The sequence below is a fragment of the Chitinophagales bacterium genome (assembly GCA_017303415.1).
Classification (GTDB): domain Bacteria; phylum Bacteroidota; class Bacteroidia; order Chitinophagales; family Chitinophagaceae; genus SpSt-398.
In genome coordinates this window covers 1,876,126-1,899,407 of sequence record JAFLBJ010000001.1, presented here as the reverse complement: position 1 = coordinate 1,899,407, position 23,282 = coordinate 1,876,126, and the positions used below count along the sequence as shown (strand labels likewise).

The following is a 23,282-nucleotide window of genomic DNA, read 5'->3' as shown; positions in this document are numbered from 1 at the left end:
TTTAGTTTGCTTAATTTTTATAAACCATATCCCCCTCCATGCGTTACAGGAATAATCACCACCACCACAATAATAATGGCGAGGAAGGAGTTCACTACTGTATTGATTTGATTCAAACGCATAGAAGGTTGATCGTATACGAATATACGTCCGCCTAATGAAATAACAAAGAACTATTTTAAATAATCGTCGACTTGCTTAGCACGATATTATTCTTGTTCACATCACTTGCCGCCCTGTTTTCGATAAAATCATGGATCAGATCGCCAATGGTAGATGTGCTGTAACAGTTCATCGGATCAATATCTTTTGTCACAAAACCGTGTTGCAGTGTCCATTCTACGGCGCGGCGTACCAGTCCCGCTTCTTCCTTCATATTTAAATGATCAAGCAGCATGGCGGCGGAGAGAATCGAGCCAATCGGATTGGCAATGTCTTTTCCCGCTGCCTGTGGATAGGATCCATGGATGGGCTCGAACAAAGAGGAGCCTTTTCCAATAGACGCCGAAGGCAATAATCCCAATGAACCGGTGATCACACTGGCTTCATCGCTGATGATATCGCCAAACATGTTCTCTGTCAGTATCACATCAAACTGTTTGGGGTTGACAATGATCTGCATCGCAGCATTGTCCACAAACAGATAGTCAACTTGTACATCAGGATATTCTTCAGCCATTTCCCGTACTACTTTTCTCCATAAACGAGAGGTCTCCAGCACATTCGCTTTATCCACGAGTGTAAGTTTTCTCCGGCGGCTTTGGGCCGATTTAAAGGCCAGATGCGCGATCCGTTCGATCTCATCGCGGGTGTACACACAATCATCCAAGGCGCGGGTAGCGTCTGCATCCACTTCCTTTTTTCCAAAATAAATACCACCGGTCAGCTCGCGGAAGATGATAAAATCCACCCCTTCCAGGTTCTTCTGCTTGAGCGGAGAAAGATGATGAAGCACACTATAGGTAGTAACAGGGCGAATATTGGCATAAAGCTGAAGTGATTTACGCAATTTCAAAAGCCCCTGTTCGGGTCTTACTTTGGCAGAGGGGTCATTGTCATACTTAGGATGACCGATGGCGCCAAACAATATGGCATCACTTTCCAGACAAACTTCAATGGTCTTGTCGGGCAGGGGTTCGCCGGTCTGATCAATGGCTACGGCACCCATCAGGCAATATTCATAATTGAATTCGTGTCCGAACTGGTGGGCAATGGCATCCAATACTTTGACGGATTGACGGGTCACTTCGGGGCCTATGCCGTCACCTTCAATAATCGCGATCTTCTTTTTCATGGTCAATGTTTAATTTTCCTGGGTTTCGAATTGTTCTATTTCCTTGCGCATGTTCAACAAATAATCAATATCATCATACCCGTTGAGCAGGCAGGTCTTTTTATACTCATTGATGGCAAAAGATTCCTGCTCTCCGGTACTTACTATCCGGATCGTCTGTGTGGGTAAATCTACTTCCACCAGTGTAGCAGGATTGGCTGTAATAGCGGCGAGTAATTTTTGAGCAAATGGCTCGGTCACCACTACTGGCAACAGAAAATTATTCAACGCATTGTTCTTGAATATGTCGGCAAAAAAGCTGCTGATCACTACATCAAAACCATAATCTTTGATGGCCCAGGCGGCATGTTCGCGACTGGAGCCACAACCAAAGTTCTTTCCGGTTACTAAGATGCGTCCAGACCAGGCCTTGTTGTTCAATACAAAATCAGGGCGAGGCTGCAGCTCATCATCCTGGAGATATCGCCAGTCGCGAAATAAATTTTTTCCAAACCCATCCCGACTGGTCGCCTTTAAAAAGCGTGCCGGTATGATCTGGTCTGTATCCACATTCTCTAACGGAAGTGGAACAGCGGTGGAGCGTATGGTAGTAATCTCGCGAGACATTAGAGCGATTTTATTTAAGTGCTATTACCTTCTTTATTTAAATATTATTATTCACGGGTTAAAAACATTCTCAATAAACCTTGAACTATAAGCTAAAAGCTAATTACTAACAGCTAATCCCTCCAGCACTTCCCTCACATCCCCCACTCTTCCCGTCACAGCGGCCAATGCGGCGGTCAGCGGGCTGGCAAGAAAGGTGCGGGCATTGGGACCTTGTCTTCCTTCAAAATTCCGGTTGGATGTAGAGATGCAATATTTCCCGGCCGGGATCTTGTCTTCGTTCATGCCCAAACAGGCGCTGCAACCAGGTTGACGCAGGATAAAACCGGCTTCTTCAAAAATTTTATCAATGCCTTCTTCGCGGGCCTGATCTTCTACCTGCTTGCTACCGGGAACGATCCACACTTCGACTTCTTCTGCTTTTCTTTTTCCTTTAACAAAGGAAGCTACCTGCCGCAGGTCTTCGATACGGCTATTGGTACAGCTTCCGATAAAAACATAATCCACCTTCTGCCCTTTGATGGCAGATCCCGGTTGAAGACCCATGTAGGCCAATGATTTTTCAAAGGAGGGTCGTTCTCCCTGCTCGATCTCATGCAAAGCAGGAATGTGACCATTTACGCCTACACCCATACCGGGGTTGGTGCCATAGGTGATCATGGGTTCAATATCCTCGGCCTGGATATTGATCTCCATGTCAAATACAGCGTCATCTTCACTTTTTAGGGTTTTCCAATAGGTCAATGCTTTCTCCCAGGCGGCTCCGGTTGGTGCAAAGGGGCGGCCTTTGATATAGTCAAATGTGGTTTGGTCGGGTGCGATCATGCCGCAACGGGCCCCCATTTCAATACTCATGTTGCAGATGGTCATGCGGGCCTCCATGGAAAGATTACGGATGGCAGAACCGGCATACTCAACAGCATAACCAGTAGCGCCGCTGGCTGAAATCTGCGCAATGATGTACAGGATGATATCTTTGGATACTACGCCATTTTGCAGTTCCCCATCAATATTGATCCGCATGAGTTTGGGTTTGGACTGCATAAGGCATTGAGTGGCCAGCACCATTTCCACTTCGCTGGTGCCAATACCAAAGGCAATGGAACCAAAGGCGCCGTGGGTGGAGGTATGGCTATCACCACATACAATGGTCATCCCGGGTTGAGTAAAACCCAATTCGGGGCCTATGACATGGACGATCCCCTGATACCGATGGCCAAGTCCATATAATTCGATGCCATGGGCGGCACAGTTTTTAATAAGGGCATCAACCTGCAGGCGGCTCAATTCTTCTTTGATGGGAAGGTGTTGATCAAGTGTAGGTACGTTATGATCAGCAGTGGCCACTACCTGTTGCGGACGAAATACGGGAAGTCCTCTTTTTTCCAGTCCTTTAAAAGCCTGCGGGCTGGTAACTTCATGGATAAAATGTTTATCAATATACAAAACAGACGGGCCTCCTGCGATCTGTTTGACCACATGTTTCTCCCAGATCTTTTCAAATAATGTTTTTCCCATAGGGTGATCAGGCAATAACTGCTTTGGTGGAGAGATATTTTTTACCCATTGATTCCAGGTCGGTGTCTTCAACCTCTTTTTTGGCATCCGCAACCTTCAGGAATTCATCATACAAAACATCCACATCATTGCGGTTGAATTGGAACCCTAATTTCTGCAATCGGAAAGCAAGGGCTGAGCGGCCGCTTCGCGCGGTCAATACGATCTTGGAACTATCCGCACCAACTTCTTCGGGGTTGATGATCTCATAGGTAAGCGCTTCTTTCAGGAACCCATCCTGGTGGATACCGGATGAATGGGCAAAGGCATTGCTTCCCACGATGGCTTTGTTTGGCTGGACCGGCATCCGCATCGTTTCTGAAACTTTGCGGCTCATGGGATTGAGTTGCTGCGTTTGCACATTGGTATAGAAACCGAGGGAATGGTGTTGTTTGAGGATCATGACCACTTCTTCAAGTGATGTATTCCCTGCCCTTTCACCCAGGCCATTGATCGTACACTCGATCTGGCGGGCACCGGCGATCACCCCGGCGATGGAATTGGCTGTGGCCAGGCCCAGGTCATTGTGACAATGACAGGAGATGATGGCTTTGTCAATATTCGGTACATTATTCACCAGGTAGGCGATCTTTTCTCCATATTGGTGAGGTAAACAATAACCGGTGGTATCCGGGATGTTCACCGTGGTGGCCCCTTCAGCGATCACCGCTTCAATGACACGAGCCAGGTATTCGTTGTCGGTACGACCAGCATCTTCGGCATAGAATTCAATATTATCGGTATAGCGACGGGCCCAACGGATACATTGTTTGGCTCTTTCGAGAATATCTTCGCGATTGGAATTGAACTTGGCTTTGATGTGCAGGTCCGATGTTCCAATCCCTGTATGGATACGCGGGTTTTTGGCTTTCTTAAGCGCCATACCGGCGGTCTCTATATCTTTTTCTACTGCCCGGCTCAGGCCGCAGACCTGTGCTGTGGTGATCACTTTGGCGATCTCTTCCACGGAGGCAAAATCACCCGGCGAAGAAATGGGGAAACCGGCTTCAATGATATCAACCCCCAATGCTTCAAGGGCGAGGGCCAGTTCTACTTTTTCGGAAGTGTTGAGTTTGCATCCGGGCACCTGCTCCCCATCCCGGAGAGTAGTGTCGAAAATGTATATCTTGTTATTGGCCATATTCAATAAAAGGTTCAAAAACAATCGTTCGTATCAAAAAAAGGAGTCCGTTTTTGCGCAGGGTACGGTCAACGAATTTAGATTTGTAATAACCATTATTTATGTCCAAATTACCGGGGTCATCCGGTTCCCAACAGGCCCATTTTGGGCTGGAACCCTTGCCCATGGCTAATTTCAAGCGTTTTGATTTACGATGCCTAACCAACCGAACGATAACCTCTTTTTGCTGATAAAATCGATGAATAAGGTGGAAAAACGCCATTTCCGCCTCTATACCTCCCGTAACAGGGGTAGTGAGGGGGCCAAATTCATCCGGTTATTCGAGGTTTTGGATGGGATGAAGGAGTACAATGAGGACCAGATCTTTAAAAAAGCGAGGTCGATCAAACGGTCCCAACTGGCCAATCTGAAAGCCCATTTATATGGTGAATTATTAACGGCCTTACGGTTATTGCATAGTGACCGGAACCTCGATATTCAAATCCGCGAACAGATCGACTATGCCAAGATCCTGTATAACCGGGGGCTGATCCTGCAAAGCCTGAAGATGCTGGATAAGGCCAAGACCCTGGCCAAAGAAAATGGCCACTATCTTCTAACACTGGAGATCCTGCAATTTGAAAAATCGATCGAATCGAGACATATCACAAGAAGCCTGAAGGGTCGTGCCGCTAACCTGATCGAAGAGACCGTTTACTATGGGAACAAGATCACCGAAGTGGTGAAACTCTCCAATCTCTCACTCCTCCTCTATGGGGTCTACCTGGATACAGGACATGTGAAAAATGAAAAAGAGGCGCGCGAAGTAGAAGAACTTTTCAAAAGACAACTTGAAGGGATCAATACCCGGCAAAGTAATTTCTTTGGCAAAGCCTATTTGCACCAGGCGTATTGCTGGTATTATTTTATCCTGTATGATTTCTCCCGCTACTATCGGCACGCGGATAAATGGGTGCGGCTGTTTGAAGAACATCCGGAAGAAAAGAAAGAGGACCCATTCCTGTACCTGAAAGCCGTTCACAACCTGCTGAACGCGCTCTTTATCATCGGGAATGATACAAAAATGAATGAGGAGTTAAAGGCCCTGGAAGATTTCTATGATGAAACAGAGCACTGGAATGAAAACTTACGGATCCAAAGTTTTGTGTACCTCTATACCGCCAAGATCAACTGGCATTTCCTGGAAGGCACTTTTACCAAAGGGCTTGAACTGATCCCTGAAATCGAATCACAACTCAAGCGATACCAGGCCTATATTGATACGCACCGGAACATGGTGTTCTATTACAAGATCGCCTCGCTCTACTTTGGATCGGGTGACAATGAAAATGCGATTCGCTACCTGAACAAGATCATCAACCTGAAAGTGGGGCACCTGCGCACCGATATACAATGTTTTGCCCGTATCCTTCATCTCATTGCCCACTACGAACTGGGGAATACTGACCTATTGGAGTATTTGATCAAATCGGTTTACCGCTTTTTATCCAAGATGGAAGACACTGACGCAGTACAGGATGAAATTTTCAGGTTCCTGCGCCGCTCGCTGACCAGTCGCCCGCAGGACCTGACAAAACAATTCGTTGATCTCCGCGATCGGTTGGAGAAAGTGTCAAAGGATAAATATGCACGTCGCTCTTACCAATATCTCGACATCATTTCCTGGCTGGAAAGCAAGATTGAACGAAAACCGGTGCAGGCTGTGATAAGGAGGAAGTTTTTGGAGAGGAGGACGAATGTTGGATGACTGATGACAGATGACAGATGACGGAGTGTTGCTGTGCGAGACCTCTGGTCTCGCACGATTGTCTTGTCGCCTCTGGCGACTCGAATTACAACAATTTTTTTTTAATAACTTTAATTTTTGTCGCCAGAGGCGACGGGAGAAAAGTGCGAGACCAGAGGTCTCGCACAGCAACCCTCCGCCCTCTGTCATCTGTCATCCGTCATCCAACAACCAACATCCAACATCCAACATCCAACATCCGTCATCTGTCATCCGCCCTCCGCCCTCCGTCATCTGCAACCTACAAATCCGTAATCGGCTTATACTTCGGCACCAACGACTTCATGACAGCCCAGGCCACCAGATAGGCAACGGCGCAGATGGTAAACATGATGGTATATCCGGTTTTGATATGACCGAGTGCCTGATAATGATCAAATAATTTGCCGCCTAATTTGGACATCACCACACCTCCCAATCCACCTGCCATACCACCAATACCTACCACCGAGGCAATGGCTTTTTTGGGAAACATATCCGAGACGGTAGTAAAGATATTCGCGCTCCAGGCCTGGTGTGCAGATGCCCCGATACCGATCAAAAGTACCGGCACCCAGTGAGAAATATAACCAAAGGGTTGTGCCAATAGAATAACAAGAGGAAACAGGGCTATGACCAGCATGGCCTTCATGCGGCCATCATAAACAGCGTGCCCCTTTTTGATAAAATAAACAGGGAACCATCCCCCTGAAATACTTCCCACCATGGCCAATGTATAAAGAACGGCCAGCGGGAGCATCACACCGGTATCGACAATATTATATTGTGCTTTTAAGAAAGCGGGTAACCAGAACAGAAAGAACCACCACACACCATCGGTCATGAATTTACCAAAGGCAAAAGCCCAGGTCTGTTTATAGGTAAGCAATTTTCCCCAGGATACTTTTTCCGCGATCTGCGTCGCTGATTGCGGCGCTTCCTCTTCTCCGGAGCGAATGTATTCCAGTTCTGCGGCGGAGAGTCGTTTCTGTTTTTCCGGTTTTTCGTAGAAGGTCCACCAAAAAATTAACCACAGAAACCCGGTGGCGCCCATTACAATGAAAGCGGCTTCCCATCCCCAATTGATCCGCATCCAGGGAACGGTCAGTGGAGCAAGAATGGCGCCCACATTGGCACCTGAATTAAAAATACCAGTGGCAAATGACCTTTCTTTCTTAGGAAAATACTCGGCGGTGGCTTTGATCGCGGCAGGAAAGTTACCGGCTTCGCCAAAAGCAAGGATGGCACGGGAAAACATGAAACCTACAACAGAAACAGAGAGACCGGCTATACCAGCCCATCCCAATAGAGCCGTGATCTTCTCTCCTATTGGAATGGCCAGTGCATGCAGCGCGGCTGCGGCTGACCAGATCACAATGGCCCAGGCATATCCTTTCTTTGTTCCTAATTTATCTACGATACGACCGGCGACCAACATGGATAACGCATAGGTGAATTGAAACACCGATGTGATATTTCCGTAGTCGTTATTGGTCCAATGATATTTACCTGCCAGATAGGGTTGTAAAAGACTCAGTACCTGGCGATCCAGATAGTTGACGGTTGTAGCAAAAAAGAGCAATCCGCAGATCGTCCACCTGTACTTTCCCATATGGCAATAATTTTATTTTTTCACCGACTGGATCAATTCCAATACCTGACGTGTATCCTTTTCCATGGTGGCATAATCTTTAGCCTCCATCAATTTTTTGCTGATCAATTTGCTTCCCATTCCCACGGCACAAACCCCGGCTTTAAACCAACCTTCGATATTTTCCCTTGTTGTATCCACTCCTCCTGTTGGCATAAAAAGCAACTGTGGGAAGATATCCTTTATTCCCGATAAAAATTCCGGGCCGAGCATATTACCCGGGAACAGTTTTATGAAACCGATCCCTGCATTTTCTGCTGCAATGATTTCAGTAGGTGTCATGCAACCGGGGGCATAAAAAACATCCTGTTGCACACAATGAGCGGCTACATCAGGAACAAAACCCGGGCTGACCAGAAAATCGGCTCCGGCGGCAAGATAGGCTTTTGCCTGTTCCAGGTTTTTGATCGTACCGACACCTAATAACAATCCACTCATCTCAGCATTGCGGAGTTCCACCATCTTCCTGAAATTACTCAAAGCAGCTGCTCCGCGGTTGGTGTACTCAACGGCGCGTATACCTGCCCGGTGGAGCGCGCGAAGCACTTCGAGGCTTACTGTTTCATCACTATTAAAATAGAGCGGGAGTATCCCCTGCTCCCGAATGGCTGTGCTTATCTTTTGAACTTGACTCATGGTTATTGTCGTTAAATTCAGATCTTGACTTTGATCACCAGTTTACGTATCTCTCCTTCCCCGATCATGGGTGCATGTACATCCTCTGGGAAGAAAATGGCAAATTGCCCATCCTGTAATTCGAAAAAAGTATCGGGTTTATCGGCAAAGAACAATACATCCTTATCGGCATCATATTCCCCTTTGGGTTGTACACAGGAAGCACGAGGTCTCCACCCGATCCGCTCTTTCCCGTTCACACAATATTGAATATCGATATGCTGATTGTGACATTCAAATTTGGCGAGACTCGCTTCTTCGGTCTTACCCGGAGCCTGGCTGAGAATGGCCTTTAACCCTTCGGCGATATCCGATTTCCCCGGCTCTGATGTAGCCAGTGGTGTATGCCGGATATAGTTGAAAGCCTGTGCAAACAGTGGATGAAGCCCTTCATATTTCGCCGCATTGGCTAAAGAATCAATGATCATTTTGCATTTTTAAAATATACATTAACGTTGTACCCTTCCACTGCCATCGCCTTTCATTAGGTCCTTCACCTCGGCCAGGGTGGCATGGTTCAGGTCACCCGGAATGGTATGTTTGATGGCACTGGCGGCTACGCCAAATTCAGCGGCATCTTTCATCGGCATACCGGTTACCAGTCCATAGATCAGGCCACTGGCAAAGCTGTCACCGCTTCCTACCCGGTCAACGATCCGGACATTGTATTTTTTGGTATGGTAAAAATCTGTTCCATCATACACGAGGGCACTCCAGCCATTGTCACTGGCGCTATGGCTTTCCCGTAAAGAGGAAGCGATGAACTTGAATCCGAATTTGGCCTTCATCTGCTGGAATACATCCTTGTATCCATCCAGGTGGAGTTCTCCTTTTGTTACGTCGGTATGTCCAGCTGTAAAGCCCAGGGTGGTATCGGCGTCTTCTTCATTCCCGATACAAACATCAACATATTGACAAAGCCGGGTCATTACTTCACGCGCTTTTTCCTTGCTCCATAATTTTTTGCGGTAATTCAGATCGATCGAGGTGGTGATACCTTTGGCACGGGCAGCTTTGAGGGCAGCTTCCGTAAGCGCCGCAGCTTTATCACTTAATGCCGGGGTAATACCGGTGGTATGAAACCAACTGGCCCCTTCGAAAATCTTATCAAAATCAAATTCAGTCGCATCCACATCGGCAATTGAAGCACCCGCGCGATCATATACTACCTGTGAGGCTCGCATACTGGCACCCGTTTCTAAAAAATAAATACCCAGGCGATCCCCTCCTCGGGCGATGAATTGCGTATCTACCCCATACCGGCGCAAATGATTGATCGCACTCTGGCCTATCGGATTATTGGGCACTTTGGTTACAAAAGTTCCCTGTAAACCATAATTGCATAATGCGGCCGCCACATTGGCTTCCCCGCCTCCATAGGTCACATCAAATGTATCGGCTTGTACAAACCGTTTGAAATCGGGAGTAGAAAGGCGAAGCATGATCTCGCCGAGGGTAACAACTTTCTTAGACATTTTTTTATCTTTTTGTATTCATTATTATTACACGAATTACGCTGATTACAAAGATTTCACGAATTAAATGGAATCTGTGGAATCCGTAAATCCGAAATAAGTATTTGCGTTGTTATAACAGATGTCCTGCACGATCTTTCCGATCCAGGGAATATCATTGGGCAATTCTCCATTCTCCACTTCGGTACCCAACAGGTCGCAGAGGATACGGCGGAAATATTCATGACGTGGAAAAGAAAGAAAACTCCTTGAATCGGTAAGCATGCCGATAAATTTACTGAGCAATCCCATATTCGACAACGCATTGAGCTGTTTTGTCATCCCATCCTTTTGATCCAGGAACCACCAGGCCGAACCCCATTGCAATTTTCCGGCAACAGATCCATCATTAAAGTTGCCAATCATGGTCGCAAATAATTCATTGTCGGCCGGATTGAGGTTGTAAATGATGGTTTTAGCGAGGCGATCATGCTGGTCAAGTCTGTCCAGAAAGCGACCCAGCATACGTGATTGTGAAAAATCTCCGATACTGTCCCATCCTGTATCGGGTCCCAGTTTGCGCAACATACGGGTATTATTGTTGCGCAAGGCTCCCAGATGGTATTGCTGTACCCAGCCTTTTTCGTGATCCCATTCGGCAAATATGACCAGCATGGCCGATTTGAATTTTCGGTTCTCCTCGGGTGTAAGCATTTTACCGGATCGGATCCTGGCAAAAATGGATTCGATTTCTTTTTCCGTGTACTCTTCGGCGTAGATCTGCTCGAGACCATGGTCACTCACCCGGCAATTATGTTGGGCAAAATAATCATGTCGCTTTTTAAGCGCTGTGATATACTCATTAAACTGACCGATAGAACAGTCAGCAGCCTTTTCCAATTGTGACAGGTATCCGTTGAATACCTCCGGGGTATCTACATTCATGGCCTTATCGGGACGAAAAGCGGGAAATACTTTTACCGCCCAGGCATCTTTACTGATCTGGTCATGGTACCGTAGATCATCTACGGGGTCATCTGTGGTACAGACTACCCGCACCTTCATTCTTTCCAACAGACCCCGGATGCTGTATTCCTTTTGCTGGAGCAGGTCTTTTGTATGTTCATATACATTGCCGGCGCTACTGCCATCCAGTATGAAATCAATATCAAAATATCGTTTCAGTTCAAGGTGTGTCCAATGATATAGCGGGTTACGCAGGGTGTACGGAACTGTTTGGGCCCATTTATCAAATTTCTCCCAATCGGAGCGGTCGCCGGTGATGAATTCTTCGGGCACACCGTTGGCGCGCATGGCCCTCCATTTATAATGATCTCCGTTCAACCAAATCCGGGTAATGTTCTCTGCATTTTTATCTTCTGCCATTTCCTGTGGTGGCAGGTGATTATGGTAATCTATTATCGGCATGGGAGCCGCATATTCATGATAGAGTTCCTGTGCTGTTCTTGTGCTTAAGAGAAAATCCTCGCCTAAAAACTGTTTCATTGCACTGCATTTTATAATGACACTCCCCTTTTCCAGGGAATAAAATCGTCTTGTCCGTTGAGCACTGCCTTTGGTTTAATTTCACCACTGGCCACATGTATCACATATTCGAGGATACGGGCGCCGGCTTCTTCAATGGTCTCCTCCCCTTCGATGATCGTTCCTGTATTGATGTCAATGATGTCCCGCATACGGTCATACAGGTTTGTATTGCTCGATAATTTAATGACCGGGGCAATGGGATTACCAGTCGGCGTTCCGAGTCCGGTAGTGAATAATACAATATTGGCCCCACTTCCCACTTCGGCCGTTGTGGATTCCACATCATTGCCAGGGGTACAGAGCAGGTTCAACCCGGGGCGGGTAAGTTTTTCCGGATAATCCAACACATCGGTCACGGGTGATGTACCCCCTTTCTTTGCGGCGCCTGCGGATTTGATCGCATCGGTGATCAACCCATCTTTGATATTTCCGGGAGAGGGGTTCATATCAAATCCTGACCCCGATTCTTTTGCACGACGAGCGTAGGCGCGCATGATGTTGATGAATTTTTCAGCGATGGGGGCGGTCACACAACGGTCACTCATTTCCTGTTCCACTCCGCAAAGCTCCGGGAATTCAGAAAGAATAACAGAACCACCGGCAGCCACAAGCAGGTCTGAAGTATAACCAATGGCCGGATTGGCAGATATGCCGCTAAACCCATCGGATCCCCCACATTCAAGTCCGATACAGAGTTTGGTGATGGATACCGGTTGGCGTTGATGTTGATTGGCAAGGATCAGTCCCGCAAAAGTTTGACGTATCGCCGCTGCCAGCAGGTCCTTTTCCAATCCCAACTTTTGCTGTTCAAGCACAAAAAGGGGCTTATCAAATTGAGGAGAACGTTTAGCGATCTCTTCTTCCAGCAGCACGATCTGGGCATTCTGACATCCCAGGCTAAGCACCGTGGCACCTGCCACATTGGGATGGGTGATATACCCGGCGAGCAATCCGCATAATGCCTGGGCATCCTGTCTTGTACCACCACAGCCTCCATCATGTTGCAGAAACTTAACGCCATCCACATTCGGGAAAAGCGGATTGGCAACCGGTGAACTTATTGTTTCCCTGAATTCGGTGTTCAATATTTGTTCCACACTGGCGCCTGTTTTATACAGATCGATCAGTTGACGGGAATAGTTATTGTACTTGCGAGGTCTTTCATAGCCCAGCTCTTCGAGCAAGGCCTCGCGGATCACTTCCACATTGCGGTTCTCGCAAAAGACCAGCGGTACGATGATCCAGTAGTTGGCCGTACCAGCAGATCCATCCGAACGGGGATAACCCATAAAAGTACGGTTCTTCCAGGCCGTTACATCGGGAATGGACCAACCTGTTCTCCGTTCGGGGGAGAGATGATATTCTCCGGCAGCGTGTTTTACATTTTTAGTAGAAATGCGCTGACCGGCTGACAGGGCTATGTTGGCTGTTCCTACCAAAACCCCGTACATCCGTACGGGATCTCCTTCTTTCAGTGAGGTGAGTGTGAACTTATGTTTAGCGGGAACTTCTTCGGTCACGGTACAGGCATGCCCCTGCCAGGTGATGGATTCACCAGCCTTCAGGTCGCGCAAGGCCACCAATACATTATCATCAGGATGTACTTTTAATACAGCCGCTTTCATGCCACTGAGTTTTCAATGAGATATTCCCGCAAAACTTTTCGCGGTCCGTCGTTGAGCAAGCGAGCAAGCTGATGGTTAACCGAATGGGCCCATCCCGGATATTCATTCAGGTCAGATCCCCACCATTCGGTTTGTCCGAGTATTGTTTTGACGAGCAGTTCGGGAGCTAAGGTACTCCAACTGGTTGAAAAAAATGCAGCCTGTTCATCATTGATGGGATAAGGCCCCCAATCTGAACTACCGGCATAGCGGTGATCGCCTGAAGGTTGCCCTTTCATAAATAGAAGGTAGGCCGCAAAACCCAGCGCCATAGCGGGTGGCACCTGTTGATAACGGTTGAAATAAGACCGGAGAATGGGCATATTGCGCATGGCCATTTTGCCTGTATACTGCAAGGTGATATTGATCCATTGATGATCTAAGAAAGGATTACGGTACCGGTCAAGTACTTTATCGGCAAATTCTTCCGCCATGCCTGTGGTCAGTCCATCACCAATAATGGCTGGAACGATCTCCTGTTTCATCAGCCGGGTAATGAATTCGGAAAAACGATCCTCCTGCATCGCTTCTTTGACTGTTTTGAACCCATGCAGATAGGCCAGTCCGCAGGTAAAGGTATGCGAACCGTTGAGCAAACGTAATTTCAATTCACGGTGCATATGAATATCGGGCAGGATGACCACGCCTTCATCGCAAACGTGGAAGGACAAGACCTCACGCACTTTCTCGCGGGTGGTTTCTATCGCCCATAGGCCATAGACCTCCGACATGATCAACAGTTCATCCTCATATCCTAATTTTTTACACAATGCCTGGTGTTCATCCTCTGGCAATTTGCCGGGTACGATACGGTCAACAAGGGTATTGCAAAACGTGTTTGCATTTTCCAGCCAGTCCATAAAGGCCGATTCCAATCCATGTTGATGCGCCAGCTCAAGTACAATGGCTTCCAGTTTTTTGCCATTGTCGGTGATCAATTCCGTAGGAACAATGACCAGACCCCGTTCGCGGTCACCATTGAAATGCCGGAAACGTTTGTATAAAAAAGACAACAATTTCCCCGGGAATGAGACCGGCGGGTCGGCATGAATATTATCTTCCACTAAGGTGATGCCTACTTCCGTGGTATTCGAAATAATCACCTGCATATCGGGGTTTGTAGCACATTCCAATACCGCGTTCCAATCGCTCGCTGCGGAAATGACTCGGCTGATGGAGGCATTAATGATCACTTCATCTACCACTTCCCCTTTGTCAATGCCACGGATCACATGGGTATATAATCCCTGCTGGCGATCAAAGGCATCTGCGCCACCGGACGACGTGGATTTGACCACAACGATCCGGCCATTGAAGACCCCTTGTTTGTTTGCTTTATCAATATAAAAATCGGGTAAACCGCGAAGGAGTACACCGGTACCAAATTGAAGTACTTTTTCCGGCAGGCTGAATAATTCTTCCGGGGAAGCCTTTAACTGATCCCCATAGGGCCCTCTTAAAAGACTCCGGGACAAATACATAAACAGATTTCAGATTTTTAACTTATAAAATTCCCTTACTTAATTATGCCAAATTCTCCAGGCGGTACACCTTGACTGCATTTACGCCAAACACTTTATCCCTATCCTCAACCGGCAATCCTTCCATGTATTTTTCAAGAAGACTGACCCATTGAACATATATCCCCGAAAGCGTAATAACCGGCCAATCACTTCCAAATAAAAGTCGTTCTACCCCAAATGAGCCAAAAAGTACATCAAGAAAAGGGTAGAAGTCTCCGGCACTCCAATCCTTCCATTTTGCTAAAGTCAGAAATCCCGACAATTTGCAATATACGTTTGGACATCGGGCGATTTCCTTTATTGACCCGGCCCAGCCGGATAGTTCACGGTGGCGTATATCCGGTTTCCCGGCATGATCAAGGATAAACACTGTTTGCGGGTAAGCCGTAGCTAATTCAACCGCCTTGGTAATCTGATGTGGCTGGATGAATAGTTCAATACAATATCCTTTGTCATTTAAGAAGCTCAAACCCTTTCCAATACCAGGATCAAACATCTGGTCAGGATTACTTTCATCCCATCGAAACCTCCATCCCTTTATGATATTGAATTGTGAAAAATATTCTATGCGCTCCTCTGCATTACCGGCCTGCAGGTCCACCCACCCAACTACCCCCTTGATAATGGAATGTGTCTTTGCCAGTTCTACCAGAAAATGGGTTTCCCATTCAGTAGCCGATGCTTCCACCGCAATACATCCATTGATTCCATTTCGTTTAAAAGAGGTTTGAATATGTTCAGGCAGATAGTCTTCCCGGAGAGACTTCATTTCATTTCCGATCCAGGAATGCTTGTTCTTGTCGAAATTCCAAAAGTGAATATGAGTGTCGATCCTCATGACATGGGAAAGGTACGATTTATCATCGCTTGAATGGTTGGAAATACTTAAAGGGCCAGTAAACTACATCCCCGGATATCGCTATTATCCATTCTGCCTAACACTTCAAAGGTTCCATCCTGCCGCAAACGCCCCGCATCTTCGGTGGCAATAAAGGAACAACTGTATAGATTGGCCAGGTCAATGATATTCAGTACCCCGTTACCAGGGTTCTTTTTTACCGTTAACGGATCCTCTTCCTCGCGCAACAATACCCGCATCCAGGGTGGACAAGCGAATATCCCCTCGCTTTGTGAATAGGCCTGGGACAGTAGTTCAGTCATGCCATATTCGGAATGGATCTTTTCAAGGGAAAAAGCCTGCTTCAATCGTTCATGCACTTCCATCCGGGTCAATTCCTCTCTTCTTCCTTTCATACCCCCCGTTTCCATAACGATCGTTTCTTTCAAGGGAAAAGAGAACCTCCCGGCAAAATCCAACAGCGCATAGGTCACCCCGATCAATATAGTAGGGCCACCCTTTTGAAGCGTATCTTTTAATCCTTCGTGGTCATTTAAATAAAACCCGCTTTCGGGATGCCCTGAATCACGGATCAACCCCTGTACCATATACACCAGTGAGGAATCTCCCTGTTCCAGATAGGAAGGAAGCAAACCCAATATCCGTTTACCGGAAACGGGGCCATACGTGGATTCAAATCCCCTGGTATAACTGGTTTCATAAAAAGAAGCCTCTTTAACATGATGTGTACTTCGGGTCATTCCCGTAGTGCCACTGCTTTGAAAGACCAACTCAGGCGTGAATTCACCCGTCACCACGCGGTGGGTCTTGAAAAAGGAGATCGGCAGGAAGGGAATCTGCTCTATTTCCCGGATATCGTCCGGGGATCGGCCTATCTGCGCACAATATGACCGGTAAATGGGGTTCCGCTCATACTGATAACGGAAGATATCCAGGGCAAGCCCCTGAAAACCATCCGGATCCAGGTCAAAAATTTTATCCAACCATTCACATTCCATGATAGGATGGTATCGGGTTAAATGTTAAATTTGTTAGCACGACTAAACAGCATTCCATGAAAAGACAGTTTTGGAGCGGATGGGTTCTTTTGACCCTGGTACTGGTATCCTGTGGCAAAGATAAGTATGAGACCACACCCACTATCACCATCAAAGAACTAAGCAGTGAAGTGATCGATGCCCCTTCGGGAACACTCAGGGTCACCCTTGAATCCACCGACAAAGAAGGTGATGAAGGTGGTGGCATTTTAACCTATATCCGTGTCCGCACCAATGTCAACCCGATCCCCAATCCCGGGCTGAATGACAAAGTAGATACCGTCAATTACCTTGTCCCTAATTTTCCCAAAACCGGCAAGAAAGATATTGAGATCTCCCTGATCTATGATTTCCTCAATGAAGACCCCAATAAGAACGATACCATGTTCTTTAAATTCACACTCCGCGACCTGGCCAATAACCAAAGCGATACCGTGAGCAGTAAGGTTATCATTGCCCGGCAGGAATAATTATTTCCAAATTCTCAGGTTATCAAACTCGGTAAATATTTTCTCTTCACCTCTCTTTTCATCGCCCTGGGCGCCGTGGCGATGACCGCGCATGGACAATTGGTATTTGGACAAACCGCGCACAAGAACGGATTTCTCTTCTTTGTTTTTTTCTCCACCCTGGCCAGCTATAATTTTCATTGGTTCCTGACACCCGAATCACGTACGGAACTGGAACGCTCCGCCTGGTCACATGACCATAAACTCCTTCACCTGACCCTGTGCATTCTTGGGCTGGGCGGTGCCCTTTACTTTGGCTTGTATTTCCTGCATCATTTTGTAGCCATCGCCATTGCAGTAGTCCTCACTTTTCTCTATTCAGCCCCCAAGATCCCCCTGCCACTCTTTGCCCGGCTTCGGCGTATCGCCATTGGTAAAACGATCTACCTGGCCTTTGCCTGGACCTATGTAACCACCATATTACCCCTCATCTTCTCCGAAAAAACCGTAACAACCGCCGATATCCTTTTCTGTACCTACCGGTATTTTTTTATCTATGCCATTTGCATCCTGTTTGATTACCGTGACCGCGAAAATGACCGCGCCGATGGTATCCGGTCACTCATCACCTATTTTAAGGAGAAAGGCATCAACCGGTTATTCTATTTTTCACTCGGTCTTTCCTTTCTCGCCCTGCTGGGCTGGCAATGGCAGATCGGTTGGACATTTGATATCGTACTCCTTTTCGCCGCATTGCCCGTGTTAGCCGAAATTTATCCCATTGCGAAAAGAAATTTCTCCGACTATATCTACTACTTCCTCCTGGATGGGTTGATGGCCTTCCCTTCCCTGACCGTTCTGGTCTATTACCAGTTCTTTTGAACCCATTAACCCCGCCCGGTTGCCCCTTTTTAATTACTTTTGACCATAAATCATTAGCTATGGCCAAAGCGGTAAGAAAGAAATCCTACATGACCGAAAAATCAAAGACCTTTTTCAAATCATACATCAACAATGCGTCCCCGGTAGGTTTTGAATCCAGCGGACAAAAACTCTGGCTGGAATACCTCAAACCCTATGTAGATTCCCACTTTACCGATCCCTATGGCTCTGCAGTAGGTGTCATCAATCCCGATCATGCTTTTAAAGTAGTGATCGAGGCCCATGCCGATGAGATCAGTTGGTTTGTCAACTATATCACTGCCGATGGTTTGATCTATCTCAAACGGAACGGAGGGGTGGACCACCAGATCGCTCCAGGACAACGGGTGTTTATCCATGGTAAAAAAGGGCCGGTAAAAGCTGTATTTGGCTGGCCCGCGATACATACCCGCCTGGGAGGAGATGCCAAAGAAACCCAACCCAAAGTGGATAACCTCTTTCTGGATTGTGGCGCCCGTAAGAAAGATGAAGTAAGCAAACTGGGTATCCATATTGGCGCGGTAGTGACCTATCAGGATGGGTTTGAAGAACTGGCCTATGGAAATTATATCGGCCGCGCGTTTGACAATCGCATCGGCGGGTTCATGATCGCTGAAGTAGCACGCTTATTAAAAGAGAATAAGAAAAAACTCCCCTACGGACTTTATGTGGTGAATGCGGTACAGGAAGAGATCGGTCTCCGTGGTGCGGAAATGATCGCCCGGCGGATCAAACCCAATGTGGCGATCGTAACGGATGTAACTCATGATACCAGCACTCCGATGATCAGTAAGATCGTGGAAGGAGATATTACCACAGGAAAAGGACCTTCATTGGCCTATGCACCAGCGGTACACAACAAACTTTTGCACCTGGTGGAAGATATCGCCGATAAAAATAAGATCCCCGTTCAATGGAGGGCCCTGAGCCGGAGTACCGGAACCGATACCGACTCCTTTGCCTATTCCAATGATGGATGCCCCTCTGTACTCATTTCCATCCCCCTGCGCTATATGCATACCACCGTGGAAATGTTGCATCAGGATGATATCGATAACACGATCAGGCTCATGTATGAAACCTTATTGGCATTGACGCCGAAAACCAACCTGAGCTATCTCTGATGGCCCATTGGCTACTATATGTCGATCCCGGTAGCGGGAGTTACCTGATCCAGGTGATCATCGCCGCCATTCTGGGATTTCTTTTTTATTTTAAAAACCTGTGGTGGAGGATCAAGGCCTTTTTTCGCAAACCGGGCCGGGAAGAGAAGGAAGAAAAAAAATGATCCCCATGATCCATCCCGCCTCTTTTAAAGACCCGGCCGGCTTCGTCTTTCAGAAAGAAGGAACCTGGTACCGACAGGTCAACAAAAGCGGGCTGCCGGATATGGAGACCTTGTTTCAATCCGGGCTCTATGACTCCCTGGTCGCGGCGCGAAAATTGATACCACACCAACGCATAGCCGAAAACCTAACGGCTTCCAACGAGTGGTATGCCACCTTCCTCCCCGAACAACTCCACCGCATCAGCTACCCCTACGAATGGAGCTTTTCGCAATTGAAGGACGCGGCCCTATTGACCCTTGACCTTGCGCTTTTAGCCATAGAAAAAGGGATGATCCTCAAAGATGCCACCCCGTTCAATGTGCAGTTTCACGAAGGGCGCCCCGTGTTCATCGATCTTCTTTCCTTTACCCGGTACGATGCCAGCAAACCCTGGGTGGCCTACCGGCAATTTTGTGAAAACTTTCTTTTCCCGTTGTTATTGGAAAAATACCTGGGTTGGAACGCCCGCGAACTCCTGCGTACACACCTGGATGGGATACCGCTGGCACTCACCGTCAAACTCCTGCCCTGGTCAAGCCGCTTGAACCCCTCGGTGGCCATGCATGTTTTTCTCCAACAGAAAATGGCCAACGGAAAAACCGTGTCAGCCGAAAAAGCCACAGGGTTTTCCAAACAAAAAATGACCAACCTCCTCCTGCACCTCCAATCCATGATCAGGGGATTGACCTGGAAGAGAAAGACCACCTGGAGTGATTACTATACCGACACCATTTTAGATCAAACCTATCTGCAGGAAAAAGAAAATGCCTTTTTGGCCATGCTCAGCAGGATCAAAGGAAAAACAGCCCTCGACCTGGGCGCCAATGATGGCTATTTTTCCCGGCTCGCAGCCAACAAGGGATGGCAGGTAGTTGCGACCGATTTTGATGAAGCCTGTATTGACCGCTTGTATGGTCAGATCAGGACCGAAAAGATCCAATCCATCCTGCCACTCTGTATCGATATGGCCAATCCTTCTCCCGCGTTGGGATTTGCCCATCGGGAAAGAGATGATTTTACCCGTCGCATGAAATCCGATCTGGTATTGGCGCTGGCGCTTGTTCACCACCTGGTCATTGGAAAGAATATTCCGCTTTCCCGTCTGACCGACTATTTGGCCGAACTCGGACCAACCCTGCTCATTGAATTTGTACCCCGCGAAGATGAAAAGACAAAGGGATTGCTGGCGCAAAAAGAAGATATCTATTTAAACTATACCCCGGCAAATTTTGAACAGGCCTTTGGAGAAAGATATAACCTGACAGCGAAACAGGCGATATCCGGTACCCACCGGGTACTTTATTTATATCAACGAAAAGAAAAGTGAAGATCCTGCGACGATATGCTTTTTTCCTGATCCTCTTACCCCTTTTTGTCCTGGTGCATTTGGAAAAGGAATTGCCCGGTCTGATCCATTATCATTTTATCTATGACCGGCTGCTGGTTTTATTTTTACTCCCTTTTCTATTCACCGGCCTGTCTTATTTATTATATAAAAATTGGAAAAGCGCGGCCCTGCTTGGATTTGCCCTTTCCGCCTGGGCTTTCTTTCTGGGAGATATCAAGAATAAACTCAGCGAACAATTTCCCGAGGTTATATGGTCAAGGTACAGTTTTCTGTTTGCGATTTCCATCCTGCTTTTATTCTTAATAGGTATTTGGATCAAACGCCGGAAACAAAACCATTCCAGCACCTTCTTTTTTCTCAATATCTTATTCCTCATTTTTGTGCTGGTGGATATTTCAATGATCTATGACGGACAGGTCAGGGGTCGGTATCAAATGAAAGAAACCGAGCTCACTCCCTCAGCCAACCTTGCCGATTCATCCAAACCCGATATCTTCTACATCATCTTTGATGCTTATGCCGCTTCCTCTACCCTGCGCTCCGAATTTGACTATGATAATTCTCCTTTTGAGCAGGCCCTGACCGTAAAAGGGTTCCATGTTTTTCCTGGTTCCCGCAGCAATTATAACTACACGGCTTTTTCCCTGAGCAGCGTTTTTCACCTGCAGTACATGGCCAATGCAGATACGGTCAATAAGATCCATGACCGCGAATACCTGCAGGCCTTAAAAACTGTTCAGGAAAATACCCTGGTTCCCTTTTTAACACAGGAAGGTTACGCTATTCATAACCATTCCCTTTTTGATATCAAAGGTCATCCCACCACCCGCACCCGTTCTGATAAATGGGGGATACGGGAGCTGTATGACCAGTACAATATCTTTTTCAAATTTACCCGTGACCTGAACCACCAGCTTCCCGGCTGGATGACCAACCCGGTGATGGATGACCGGTTTTTTGTCAATGAACAAAAAAACCGGCAGGTCTATGATTCACTGGTGTACCGCGATCTGCTGCAAAGTGCCTCTTACCCCGGGCCACGCCCCCGGTTCATATATGCCCATTTTCTCACCCCGCATCCCCCTTTTCACCTCGATTCCCTTGGCCGGCCCATTCCGCAACAGGAGTTCGATATAAAGAAGGGGTATGTCCACCAGATAGCCCGTATCAACCGCTTTATTAGCCAACTGACCGATACCCTGCAAAAACCCCGTACAAGGCCCCTGGTTATCATCCTCCAGGGCGACCATGGGTATACAACGGTCACCGATAAGGTATTAAAAAAAGAAAGGATGTTTTCCAACTTACAGGCCTGGTATTTTTCAAACCGGGACTATGAAAAATTACCCGCCGACCTGACCAATGTCAATACCTTCCGGATCCTGCTCAATACCTGGTTTAAAAAAGATTTACCGATATTGCAGAACGAATTTTACTTTATAAAATAAGATTGTATGATCCGCAATAACTGGACACTCGACGAAGTAAAGGAAATCTATCAATCACCCCTGCTCGATCTTATCTATCGTGCCGCCACTGAACACCGCCGGTACAATGATACCGGAGAGGTGCAGGTATGTACGCTCCTTTCCATTAAGACAGGAGGTTGCACCGAAGATTGCGCGTATTGTCCCCAGGCAGCCCGCTACCATACCGATATCAATGTACATGGGTTGATGAAATATGATGATGTGATGGAATATGCCTCACGCGCCAAAGCCGCGGGCAGTACCCGCTTCTGCATGGGCGCCGCCTGGCGCGAGGTTCGCGACAACCGCGACTTTGACCGTGTTCTCGAAATGGTCAAAGGCATTACCGCCATGGAGATGGAGGTTTGCTGTACACTCGGTATGCTCACCGAAGACCAGGCACAGAAACTGGCCGATGCGGGTCTATATGCCTATAACCACAACCTGGATACTTCTGATGAATATTATGAGGCCATCATCACCACGCGCACTTATGAGGACAGGCTTCAAACCCTGGATAATGTACGCAAAGCCGGGGTAACGGTTTGTTGTGGAGGTATCATTGGTTTAGGTGAAACCCATGAAGACCGCATGAAGATGCTCCACACATTGGCTACCATGCCCGAGCATCCAGAGAGTGTTCCTGTCAATGCCCTGGTACCCATACCTGGCACACCACTCGCCAATAATCCCAGGGTAGATATATGGGATATGGTACGCATGATCGCAACAGCGCGTATCCTTATGCCCAAAGCGATGGTACGTCTTTCTGCCGGGCGTCAGGAAATGAGTGTTGCCGAACAATCCCTTTGTTTCCTGGCCGGCGCCAATTCCATTTTCGCTGGTGATAAACTTCTCACCACTCCCAATCCTTCTTTTGAAGATGACAATGTGATGTTTGATCTGTTGGGATTAAAACCACGGGTGTCATTCAAGGAAGAGAAGGTGTTGGCTGAAAATTAAAACCACTATGCTATGCGAGACCTCCGGTCT

General features: G+C 47.3%; 21 protein-coding genes. 8 read left to right on the top strand and 13 right to left on the bottom strand.

Annotated elements, in window-relative coordinates:
- Window positions 1-178: 178 nt before the first annotated feature.
- From leuB to J0M30_08280, 4 genes are all read right to left on the bottom strand, one after another.
- The gene (gene leuB / locus J0M30_08295) at window positions 179-1,294 is read right to left on the bottom strand and encodes a 3-isopropylmalate dehydrogenase (protein ID MBN8667491.1); all 1,116 of its coding nucleotides are present in this window, start codon (window positions 1,292-1,294) and stop codon (window positions 179-181) included.
- A 9-nt stretch (window positions 1,295-1,303) separates the two neighbouring features.
- Entirely contained in the window at window positions 1,304-1,900 is a 597-nt protein-coding gene (gene leuD / locus J0M30_08290) for a 3-isopropylmalate dehydratase small subunit (GenBank protein MBN8667490.1), read from the bottom strand.
- A 99-nt stretch (window positions 1,901-1,999) separates the two neighbouring features.
- The gene (leuC, locus tag J0M30_08285; GenBank protein MBN8667489.1) at window positions 2,000-3,418 is read right to left on the bottom strand and encodes a 3-isopropylmalate dehydratase large subunit; all 1,419 of its coding nucleotides are present in this window, start codon (window positions 3,416-3,418) and stop codon (window positions 2,000-2,002) included.
- 7 nt (window positions 3,419-3,425) lie between these two features.
- A complete protein-coding gene (locus J0M30_08280) occupies window positions 3,426-4,598 on the bottom strand; it encodes a 2-isopropylmalate synthase (protein MBN8667488.1) in 1,173 nt (390 codons plus the stop codon).
- A 193-nt stretch (window positions 4,599-4,791) separates the two neighbouring features.
- Here J0M30_08280 and J0M30_08275 point away from each other — a divergent pair, with 193 nt between their 5' ends.
- Entirely contained in the window at window positions 4,792-6,345 is a 1,554-nt protein-coding gene (locus J0M30_08275) for a hypothetical protein (protein ID MBN8667487.1), read from the top strand.
- A 280-nt stretch (window positions 6,346-6,625) separates the two neighbouring features.
- On the opposite strand, the gene J0M30_08270 is transcribed toward J0M30_08275, so the two are convergent.
- The 9 genes from J0M30_08270 to J0M30_08230 form a co-directional block, all read right to left on the bottom strand.
- On the bottom strand, window positions 6,626-7,975 hold the full coding sequence (locus J0M30_08270) for an MFS transporter (GenBank protein ID MBN8667486.1): 1,350 nt from the start codon (window positions 7,973-7,975) through the stop codon (window positions 6,626-6,628).
- A gap of 12 nt (window positions 7,976-7,987) precedes the next feature.
- Window positions 7,988-8,650, bottom strand: a complete 663-nt coding sequence (locus J0M30_08265) for a bifunctional 4-hydroxy-2-oxoglutarate aldolase/2-dehydro-3-deoxy-phosphogluconate aldolase (GenBank protein ID MBN8667485.1) — start codon at window positions 8,648-8,650, stop codon at window positions 7,988-7,990.
- Window positions 8,651-8,667: 17 nt separating this feature from the next.
- A complete protein-coding gene (locus tag J0M30_08260; protein MBN8667484.1) occupies window positions 8,668-9,117 on the bottom strand; it encodes a YhcH/YjgK/YiaL family protein in 450 nt (149 codons plus the stop codon).
- 21 nt (window positions 9,118-9,138) lie between these two features.
- Entirely contained in the window at window positions 9,139-10,164 is a 1,026-nt protein-coding gene (locus tag J0M30_08255; protein ID MBN8667483.1) for a sugar kinase, read from the bottom strand.
- Window positions 10,165-10,227: 63 nt separating this feature from the next.
- Window positions 10,228-11,649, bottom strand: a complete 1,422-nt coding sequence (uxaC, locus tag J0M30_08250) for a glucuronate isomerase (GenBank protein MBN8667482.1) — start codon at window positions 11,647-11,649, stop codon at window positions 10,228-10,230.
- A gap of 11 nt (window positions 11,650-11,660) precedes the next feature.
- Entirely contained in the window at window positions 11,661-13,316 is a 1,656-nt protein-coding gene (locus J0M30_08245; GenBank protein ID MBN8667481.1) for an altronate dehydratase, read from the bottom strand.
- Complete coding sequence (locus J0M30_08240) at window positions 13,313-14,836, bottom strand: tagaturonate reductase (protein ID MBN8667480.1); 1,524 nt, start codon at window positions 14,834-14,836, stop codon at window positions 13,313-13,315. The genes J0M30_08245 and J0M30_08240 overlap by 4 nt, the downstream gene beginning before the upstream one ends.
- Before the next feature lie 43 nt (window positions 14,837-14,879).
- On the bottom strand, window positions 14,880-15,716 hold the full coding sequence (locus tag J0M30_08235) for an amidohydrolase family protein (protein MBN8667479.1): 837 nt from the start codon (window positions 15,714-15,716) through the stop codon (window positions 14,880-14,882).
- Window positions 15,717-15,763: 47 nt separating this feature from the next.
- Entirely contained in the window at window positions 15,764-16,735 is a 972-nt protein-coding gene (locus J0M30_08230; protein MBN8667478.1) for an acyl transferase, read from the bottom strand.
- A gap of 56 nt (window positions 16,736-16,791) precedes the next feature.
- On the opposite strand from J0M30_08230, the gene J0M30_08225 reads away from it, so the two are divergent.
- The 7 genes from J0M30_08225 to bioB all read left to right on the top strand — a co-directional run bounded on the left by J0M30_08225 (window position 16,792) and on the right by bioB (window position 23,252).
- Window positions 16,792-17,244: a hypothetical protein gene (locus J0M30_08225; protein ID MBN8667477.1), complete on the top strand. Its 453-nt coding sequence runs from the start codon at window positions 16,792-16,794 to the stop codon at window positions 17,242-17,244.
- Window positions 17,245-17,319: 75 nt separating this feature from the next.
- Window positions 17,320-18,105, top strand: coding sequence for a UbiA family prenyltransferase (locus tag J0M30_08220; protein MBN8667476.1), 786 nt, complete (start codon window positions 17,320-17,322; stop codon window positions 18,103-18,105).
- A 59-nt stretch (window positions 18,106-18,164) separates the two neighbouring features.
- Window positions 18,165-19,268, top strand: a complete 1,104-nt coding sequence (locus J0M30_08215; GenBank protein MBN8667475.1) for a M42 family metallopeptidase — start codon at window positions 18,165-18,167, stop codon at window positions 19,266-19,268.
- Complete coding sequence (locus tag J0M30_08210) at window positions 19,268-19,432, top strand: hypothetical protein (GenBank protein ID MBN8667474.1); 165 nt, start codon at window positions 19,268-19,270, stop codon at window positions 19,430-19,432. The genes J0M30_08215 and J0M30_08210 overlap by 1 nt, the downstream gene beginning before the upstream one ends.
- Before the next feature lie 5 nt (window positions 19,433-19,437).
- Window positions 19,438-20,799, top strand: coding sequence for a class I SAM-dependent methyltransferase (locus tag J0M30_08205; GenBank protein MBN8667473.1), 1,362 nt, complete (start codon window positions 19,438-19,440; stop codon window positions 20,797-20,799).
- Complete coding sequence (locus J0M30_08200; GenBank protein ID MBN8667472.1) at window positions 20,796-22,268, top strand: sulfatase-like hydrolase/transferase; 1,473 nt, start codon at window positions 20,796-20,798, stop codon at window positions 22,266-22,268. The genes J0M30_08205 and J0M30_08200 overlap by 4 nt, the downstream gene beginning before the upstream one ends.
- A 6-nt stretch (window positions 22,269-22,274) precedes the next feature.
- Window positions 22,275-23,252 carry a biotin synthase BioB gene (gene bioB / locus J0M30_08195; protein ID MBN8667471.1) on the top strand — a complete coding sequence of 326 codons (978 nt, stop codon included), beginning with the start codon at window positions 22,275-22,277 and terminating at the stop codon, window positions 23,250-23,252.
- The last annotated feature ends 30 nt before the right edge of the window (window positions 23,253-23,282 follow it).

Excerpts from the sequence above, each read along its gene's own strand:
- J0M30_08275 (MBN8667487.1), top strand. The coding sequence starts at position 4,792 with ATGCCTAACCAACCGAACGATAACCTCTTTTTGCTGATAAAATCGATG.
- leuB (MBN8667491.1), bottom strand. The coding sequence starts at position 1,294 with ATGAAAAAGAAGATCGCGATTATTGAAGGTGACGGCATAGGCCCCGAA.
- leuD (MBN8667490.1), bottom strand. The coding sequence starts at position 1,900 with ATGTCTCGCGAGATTACTACCATACGCTCCACCGCTGTTCCACTTCCG.
- J0M30_08245 (MBN8667481.1), bottom strand. The coding sequence starts at position 13,316 with ATGAAAGCGGCTGTATTAAAAGTACATCCTGATGATAATGTATTGGTG.
- J0M30_08270 (MBN8667486.1), bottom strand. The coding sequence starts at position 7,975 with ATGGGAAAGTACAGGTGGACGATCTGCGGATTGCTCTTTTTTGCTACA.
- J0M30_08240 (MBN8667480.1), bottom strand. The coding sequence starts at position 14,836 with ATGTATTTGTCCCGGAGTCTTTTAAGAGGGCCCTATGGGGATCAGTTA.
- J0M30_08260 (MBN8667484.1), bottom strand. The coding sequence starts at position 9,117 with ATGATCATTGATTCTTTAGCCAATGCGGCGAAATATGAAGGGCTTCAT.
- J0M30_08235 (MBN8667479.1), bottom strand. The coding sequence starts at position 15,716 with ATGAGGATCGACACTCATATTCACTTTTGGAATTTCGACAAGAACAAG.
- leuC (MBN8667489.1), bottom strand. The coding sequence starts at position 3,418 with ATGGGAAAAACATTATTTGAAAAGATCTGGGAGAAACATGTGGTCAAA.
- J0M30_08210 (MBN8667474.1), top strand. The coding sequence starts at position 19,268 with ATGGCCCATTGGCTACTATATGTCGATCCCGGTAGCGGGAGTTACCTG.
- J0M30_08280 (MBN8667488.1), bottom strand. The coding sequence starts at position 4,598 with ATGGCCAATAACAAGATATACATTTTCGACACTACTCTCCGGGATGGG.
- J0M30_08230 (MBN8667478.1), bottom strand. The coding sequence starts at position 16,735 with ATGGAATGTGAATGGTTGGATAAAATTTTTGACCTGGATCCGGATGGT.
- J0M30_08225 (MBN8667477.1), top strand. The coding sequence starts at position 16,792 with ATGAAAAGACAGTTTTGGAGCGGATGGGTTCTTTTGACCCTGGTACTG.
- bioB (MBN8667471.1), top strand. The coding sequence starts at position 22,275 with ATGATCCGCAATAACTGGACACTCGACGAAGTAAAGGAAATCTATCAA.
- J0M30_08205 (MBN8667473.1), top strand. The coding sequence starts at position 19,438 with ATGATCCATCCCGCCTCTTTTAAAGACCCGGCCGGCTTCGTCTTTCAG.
- uxaC (MBN8667482.1), bottom strand. The coding sequence starts at position 11,649 with ATGAAACAGTTTTTAGGCGAGGATTTTCTCTTAAGCACAAGAACAGCA.
- J0M30_08255 (MBN8667483.1), bottom strand. The coding sequence starts at position 10,164 with ATGTCTAAGAAAGTTGTTACCCTCGGCGAGATCATGCTTCGCCTTTCT.
- J0M30_08215 (MBN8667475.1), top strand. The coding sequence starts at position 18,165 with ATGGCCAAAGCGGTAAGAAAGAAATCCTACATGACCGAAAAATCAAAG.
- J0M30_08265 (MBN8667485.1), bottom strand. The coding sequence starts at position 8,650 with ATGAGTCAAGTTCAAAAGATAAGCACAGCCATTCGGGAGCAGGGGATA.